The organism is Nocardia sp. NPDC059154 (assembly GCF_042755705.1).
In the GTDB taxonomy this organism is placed as follows: Bacteria; Actinomycetota; Actinomycetes; order Mycobacteriales; family Mycobacteriaceae; genus Nocardia.
Map to the genome: position 1 here is coordinate 79,452 of NZ_JBHZCS010000045.1, position 6,042 is coordinate 85,493.

The window sequence follows — 6,042 nt, forward strand, 5'->3', positions numbered from 1 at the left end:
TGTTCCGGCGGGCCGGTCAGAGGACCGCGCCGGGATTGAGTATCCCGTGCGGATCCAGCGCATCCTTGATCCGGCGAGTGAGCGCCATCACATCGGGGCCGAGCTGATCCGGTAACCAGGCCTTCTTGAGCCGGCCGACGCCGTGTTCGCCGGTGATGGTGCCGCCCAGGCCGATGGCCAGGTTCATGATCTCGCCGAACGCGAGGTGCGCGCGCTCGGACTCCTCCGGGTCGGCGGGGTCGTGGACGATCAGGGGATGGGTGTTGCCGTCGCCCGCGTGCGCGATGACGGAGATGAGCACCCGCCGGTGCGCGGCGATCTCGGCGATGCCGGTGACCAGGTCGCCGAGCCGGGGCAGCGGCACCCCCACGTCCTCGAGCAGTAGCGGCCCTTTGCGTTCCACGGCCGGGATGGCGAATCGCCGTGCCGCGCAGAAGGCTTCGCCCTCCTCTGGATCGTCGGTGCGGAAAGCCTCGGTGGCCCCGGCCTTTTCGCAGGCGGCCAGCATGATGTCCGCCTCGTGCCCGGCGTGTTCGCCCGGGGCGTCGGACCGCGCCACCAGCAGCCCCGCCGCGTTCCGGTCGAGTCCCATGCGCAGCTCGTCCTCGACGGCATTGATGGCCACCGAATCCATGAATTCCAGCATGGAGGGCCGCAATTGGCCGGTGATGGCCAGGATCGCGTCGGTCGCCGCGGTGAGCGTGGGGAAGGTGGCGACCACGGTGGACTGCGGCGGCTGCGCGGGCAGCAGCCGCAGGGTCAGCTCGGTGATGATCCCCAGCGTCCCCTCGCTGCCCACGAACAGTTTGGTCAGCGAGAGCCCCGCCGAGTCCTTGAGCCGCGGCCCGCCCAGCCGCACCGCGGTCCCGTCGGCCAGTACGACCTCCATGCCGAGCACGTAATCGGTTGTGACGCCGTACTTCACGCAGCACAGCCCGCCGGCATTGGTGGCCGCGTTCCCGCCGATGGAGCAGATCTCGAAGGAGGACGGGTCCGGCGGATACCACAGCCCGTGTTCGGCCACGGCCCGCTTGACCTCTGCGTTCAGCAGTCCGGGCTGCACCACCGCGGTCCGCGTCACGGTGTCGACGCTGATCTCCCGCATCTTCTCGGTGCTCAGCACCAGCGCCCCGGGCTGCGCGGTGGCACCGCCGGACAGTCCGGTGCCGGCCCCGCGCGGCACGATCGGCACCCGATGCTCGGCCGCCCACCGCACAGTGGCCGCGACCTGCTCGGTTGTCAGCGGCCGCACCAGCGCGAGCGCGGTCCCGGCGTCCGGATCCAGCGCCCGATCCTGCCGATAACCGGTCAGCACGTCCGGATCGGTCACCACCATGCCCGTCGGGAGCAGACCGCTCAGTGTGTCGAGATCGATGTCCACACTCAGGAACGTACGGGCTTCCGGCTGATTTGTCCGGAAGCCCGTACGACAAGCGGGAGTTCTCAGTGTGCGGTGGCGGCCTTCGGCAGGGCGAGTGCGGCGGTGAGCACGACGGCCAGCACCGCGGCCCCGCCGAGCGCGGCCATCTCCATGGCGGTCACGTAGCCGCCGGTCCCGTGGTGCGCGCCCAGGGCGCTGAAGAAGATCACCCCGAGAACCGTTGCGCCGATGGCGTTTCCGAACTGCTGCGAGGTGGTCAGCACGCCGGCCGCCATCCCGGCCTGTCGCGCCGGAATCCCCGACGACAGCACGGCCCCGACCACCGACGGAATGGTCAGCCCATTGCCGGTGCCGACGATCATCATGCCGGGGATGAGTGCGAGCACGGTCACGTTCCGGCCCATGATGGCCAGCACGGCCAGGGTCAGCGCCAGCCCGGTGAGGCTGGTGAGCGTCCCCACCACCATGACCCGATTGCCGATCCGGGCGGCGACCCGCGGCGCGAGGAAGAACGAGCTGCTCGCGAAGCACAGTCCCAGCGGCGCGAAGGCCAGTCCAGCGGTGAGCGGTGAGAGCCCGAGCCCGTTCTGCAGCATGAGCGTCAGGCACAGCATGAATCCGGCGAAGAAGGTCAGGTACCCGCCCGCGATCACCAGTCCGAGGCTGAACCCGCGTTCACGCACCATGCCGGTGTCGAGGACGGGTTCGCCGCCGCGCGTGGCCAGCCGGTTCTCGTAGCGCAGGGTGAGCAGCAGCACCGGGATCGAGGCGAGCATGCTGACCCAGGTCCACACCGGCCAGCCCTCGGGACGCCCCAGTGTGATCGGGACCAGCAGCAGTGCCAGCGCGGCCGAGATGCCGAGCGCGCCGATCGGGTCCAGTTTCGGCCGGTGGGTCGGCTCGTGCCGGGGCAGCCAGCGCGCGGCCAGGGCGGCGGCGATCAGCCCGATGGGCACATTGATGTAGAAGATGGTGCGCCAGCCCCACCCGAACAGGTCGGCGTCGAGCAGCACCCCGCCCAGCACCTGACCCGATACCGCGCCGATGCCGATGGTAGCGCCGAAAGCGGCCATGGCCCTGGGCCGTTCGTGCGGCGGGAAGAGCGTATTGATGAGCGCGAGCATCTGCGGCACCATGAGCGCCGCGGTGCCGCCCTGCAGAATGCGGAAGGCGACCAGCGCCCAGGCATTGGGCGCGAGCCCGCACAGCAGTGAGGCGAAGGTGAAGGCGAGCATGCCGATCACGAACAGCCGCCGGTGTCCGTGCAGGTCGCCGAGCCGGCCGCCGGTGATCAGGCCCGAGGCGTAGGCGAAGCCGTAGCCGCCGACGATGAGTTCCAGCGCCGATTCACCGGCGTGCAGGTCGTGTTCCAGCGAGGAGGCGGCGACATTGACGACGAACCAGTCGAACATCGCCATGAACATGGCACTGAGGATGACGGGCAGCGCGCGCCAGCGGGCGGCGAACTCGAGGGGGCCGGTCGCGACGGGAGCCGTTGCGGCAAGCCGGTTTTCGAGGGTGGTCACGTCGTTCTCCCGAGCGTGAAGGGGGAATGGGGGTGGCGGGCGCGCCATTGCGCCGGAAACTCGAGTCTTGTAACTAACCGGTTGGTTAGAGATATTCCACGGGGGATCCCGGGTTTGTCAACCAGTTGGTTGGTTACCATCGAGGGCATGGCAGGCACCAGGGATCCCGAGGCCACGAAGGCACGCATCTTCGAGGCCGCGACCGCGGAATTCGCGCAGTACGGGATCGCCGGGGCGCGGGTGGACCGCATCGCGCGCAATGCCAAGGCCAACAAACAGCTCATCTACGCCTACTTCGGCGACAAGGAGAAGCTCTTCCATCAGGTGCTGGAGAAGACCATGCTGGCCGTGGCCGGCTCGGTGACCACCGATATCGAGGACCTCGACACCTGGATCGACCAGCACATCGACTACCACCGCGAACATCCCGAACTGCTGCGCCTGCTGCAGTGGGAGGCCCTGGAACTGGGCCGGGAGCACGCCTCGGCGGGCGAATTGCGCTGCGGCCGTTACCTGGAGAAGCGCGAGAAGGTCGAGGTGGCGCAGGGCAAGGGCCTGATGCGCGCGGACATGCCGTCCGGTCAGGTGCTGATGCTGCTCATGTCGATGATCAACTATCCGCTGGCCGTTCCGCAGGTCAACGCCTTCACCATCGGCGTGGACGCCGATCCGGAGGAGCAGCGCGCCTGGATCAAGGACGCCATCCGCCGCATCGTCGCGCCCGAGACCGCGGCGTCGGCCGTCGGGCCGGACGCGGGCACCGGGGCGTAACCGCTCGTACTCGCGCAGTACACTGCCGCGGTGTCCGATGCCAAGCTAGAGATCCAAATGCTGCACGACCGCGTCATGGTCAAGCTCAATCCCGAGGCGGGCGAGCGGCGCAGCAGCGGCGGCATTCTCATCCCGGCCACCGCGCAGGTGGCCAAGCGCCTGTCGTGGGGCGAGGTCTGCGGCGTGGGTTCCCATGTCCGCGCGGTGAGCGTCGGCGACCAGGTGCTGTTCAGCGCCGACGATCAGTTCGAGGTGGAGATCCAGGCGCAGGCGTATTACGTGCTGCGCGAACGCGATCTGCACGCCGTCGCCAACTCCCACCCCGAGCACGGCACCGGCCTGTACCTGTAGTCGATCGAATATCAACGGCCCGCGTTCTTTTCGAGAACGCGGGCCGTTGTCGTACCGGTGTGTCAGACCGTCTTGATGATGCCGCCGTCGATCACATAGTCCGCGCCGGTGATGATGGCGGCCTGCTCGGAGGCCAGGAAGGTCACCAGCGCCGCCACCTCCTTCGCTTCGGCGATGCGGCCGGCGGTGATATTGAACTGCGCCGGAATGGCATTCAGGAACTGCTCGTGGTCCATGCCGTTGGCCGCGGCCAGCTTCGCGCCGAGGTGGTCGGGGCTGCGCCAGATGTCGGTGCCGACCGGCCCGGGCGAGACCGTGTTGACGCGGACGCCCTGCGGACCGAACTCCTCGCTGAGCCGCTTACCGAGGTTGGTGAGCGCGGCCTTGGCCTCGCTGTAGCCGGCCGGGCCGGCCGCCGGAATCCGGGCATTGATCGAGGACACGGTCACGATCGCGCCGCGCCGTTCGATGATGCTCGGCAATGCTGCGCGGGTGGTGGTCACGACGCCGAACAGGTTGAGGTCGAACAACTTTCGCCACTGCTCGTCCGGGACGTCCAGAAACCCGCCCAGGGTCAGCTGGTCGGCGTCGCCGCCGCCCACATTGTTGACCAGGATATCGATGCCGCCGAGCTCCGACAGCGCCGCCTCGACCGCTGCCAGCGCGCCCTCGGTGGTGCTCAGATCGGCGGAAACCGCTGCTGCCGCGACCTTTTCGAGCTCCGGGGTGACATTGCGGGCCACGCCCACGACGCGCACGCCCTCATCGGCCAGCGCTTCGGCGACGGCCAGTCCGATGCCCCGGCTGGCGCCGGTGACGAGGGCGGTCTTGCCGTTCAGTCCGAGATCCATGATTCGTACCTTTCTTGAACTGCAGGTCAAAAACTGGGGTAAAGGAAAGGGCCGCCGGATGCGGCCCGTGAGTCGGTCAGAGGGTGGTCAGTGCGGTGTCGATAATGCGGTACAGCGTCTCCGCGTCCGCGATCTTGGCCATGATGCGAAGGCCGCCAATGGTATTCATCAAGAACTCGCTGTAGGCCAGGGCGTCGAGCTGCGTCGGGACATCGCCGTCGCGCTGCCCCTGCTCGATGCGCTCGGTGAACGCCTCGACCAGGTGTGCGTGCGCGGCCGTCACCGCCTTGGTCGCCTCGGCGTCATGCCCGCCGAGCTCCATGGCGGTATTCACCACCAGGCATCCCCGGCGGACCGGCTGCGCGAGATCGTTGTCGACGGTCCACCGCATCCAGGCGCGAAGTCGTTCGCGGGTCGTCCCCGGCTGTGACAAGACCTCCCGGGCCAGTTCCGCCCCGGTCCGGTCGTACAGCGCCAGGCACTGGTCGAACAACTCCCGCTTGCTTCCGAAGGTGTTGTACAGACTGCCTTTTCCGACTCCGCAGGCTTCCGCGAGCTGGGCGGGAGAGGTGTTCGCATAGCCATGGGTCCAGAACGTCTCCATTGCGCGTTCCACCACGGCGTCTTCGTCGAAGCTCCGTGGTCGGCCCATGAATGCAAAAGTACCCCGTTCTAGACCTGGAGGTCAAGAACGGGGTACTTCACGAAACCGCTACAGCGCCTTGAGTTCCTCGGTGACGGCACCGACGGACTTCTTGGCGTCGCCGAAGAGCATGGAGGTGTGGTCGGCGTAGAACAGCGGGTTGTCGATGCCGGCGAAGCCGGAGTTCATCGACCGCTTGAGCACGATCACGCTCTTGGCCTGGTCGACGTTGAGCACCGGCATGCCGTAGATCGGGGACGAGGCGTCCTCGCGGGCGGCCGGGTTGGTGACGTCGTTGGCGCCGATGACCAGGGCGACATCGGTGCGGGCGAATTCGCCGTTGATGTCGTCCATTTCCTTCATGGCGTCGTAGGAGACCTCGGCCTCGGCCAGCAGCACGTTCATGTGGCCGGGCATGCGACCGGCGACCGGGTGGATGGCGTACTTGACCTCGACGCCCTTGGCCTCGAGCAGGGCCGCCATCTCCTTGACCGCGTGCTGGGCCTGGGCCACGGCCAT

At 68.1% G+C, this 6,042-nt stretch carries 7 protein-coding genes; 2 read left to right on the forward strand and 5 right to left on the reverse strand.

Annotation, left to right across the window (positions count from 1 at the left end):
- Positions 1-16 precede the first annotated feature (16 nt).
- Positions 17-1,336, reverse strand: a complete 1,320-nt coding sequence (locus ACFXN1_RS32795; protein ID WP_379440442.1) for an FAD-binding oxidoreductase — start codon at positions 1,334-1,336, stop codon at positions 17-19.
- Positions 1,337-1,443: 107 nt separating this feature from the next.
- The gene (locus tag ACFXN1_RS32800; protein ID WP_379440389.1) at positions 1,444-2,907 is read right to left on the reverse strand and encodes an MFS transporter; all 1,464 of its coding nucleotides are present in this window, start codon (positions 2,905-2,907) and stop codon (positions 1,444-1,446) included.
- A gap of 147 nt (positions 2,908-3,054) precedes the next feature.
- Between ACFXN1_RS32800 and ACFXN1_RS32805 the strand changes: the two genes are divergently transcribed.
- Together ACFXN1_RS32805 and ACFXN1_RS32810 are read left to right on the forward strand one after the other, a co-directional pair.
- On the forward strand, positions 3,055-3,678 hold the full coding sequence (locus ACFXN1_RS32805) for a TetR family transcriptional regulator (protein WP_379440388.1): 624 nt from the start codon (positions 3,055-3,057) through the stop codon (positions 3,676-3,678).
- A gap of 30 nt (positions 3,679-3,708) precedes the next feature.
- The gene (locus ACFXN1_RS32810) at positions 3,709-4,029 is read left to right on the forward strand and encodes a co-chaperone GroES (protein ID WP_328601883.1); all 321 of its coding nucleotides are present in this window, start codon (positions 3,709-3,711) and stop codon (positions 4,027-4,029) included.
- Between the two features lie 62 nt (positions 4,030-4,091).
- On the opposite strand, the gene ACFXN1_RS32815 is transcribed toward ACFXN1_RS32810, so the two are convergent.
- The 3 genes from ACFXN1_RS32815 to ACFXN1_RS32825 form a co-directional block, all read right to left on the reverse strand.
- Entirely contained in the window at positions 4,092-4,880 is a 789-nt protein-coding gene (locus ACFXN1_RS32815; RefSeq protein ID WP_379394954.1) for an oxidoreductase, read from the reverse strand.
- A gap of 76 nt (positions 4,881-4,956) precedes the next feature.
- Positions 4,957-5,532: a TetR/AcrR family transcriptional regulator gene (locus tag ACFXN1_RS32820; protein WP_379394956.1), complete on the reverse strand. Its 576-nt coding sequence runs from the start codon at positions 5,530-5,532 to the stop codon at positions 4,957-4,959.
- Positions 5,533-5,592: 60 nt separating this feature from the next.
- Positions 5,593-6,042, reverse strand: a 450-nt coding sequence (locus ACFXN1_RS32825) for an NAD(P)(+) transhydrogenase (Re/Si-specific) subunit beta (protein ID WP_379463745.1), incomplete at its 5' end; no start/stop codon positions are given.

Coding starts and splice junctions, on each gene's coding strand:
- ACFXN1_RS32795 (WP_379440442.1), bottom strand. CDS start 1,336: ATGGTGGTGACCGATCCGGACGTGCTGACCGGTTATCGGCAGGATCGG.
- ACFXN1_RS32805 (WP_379440388.1), top strand. CDS start 3,055: ATGGCAGGCACCAGGGATCCCGAGGCCACGAAGGCACGCATCTTCGAG.
- ACFXN1_RS32815 (WP_379394954.1), bottom strand. CDS start 4,880: ATGGATCTCGGACTGAACGGCAAGACCGCCCTCGTCACCGGCGCCAGC.
- ACFXN1_RS32820 (WP_379394956.1), bottom strand. CDS start 5,532: ATGGGCCGACCACGGAGCTTCGACGAAGACGCCGTGGTGGAACGCGCA.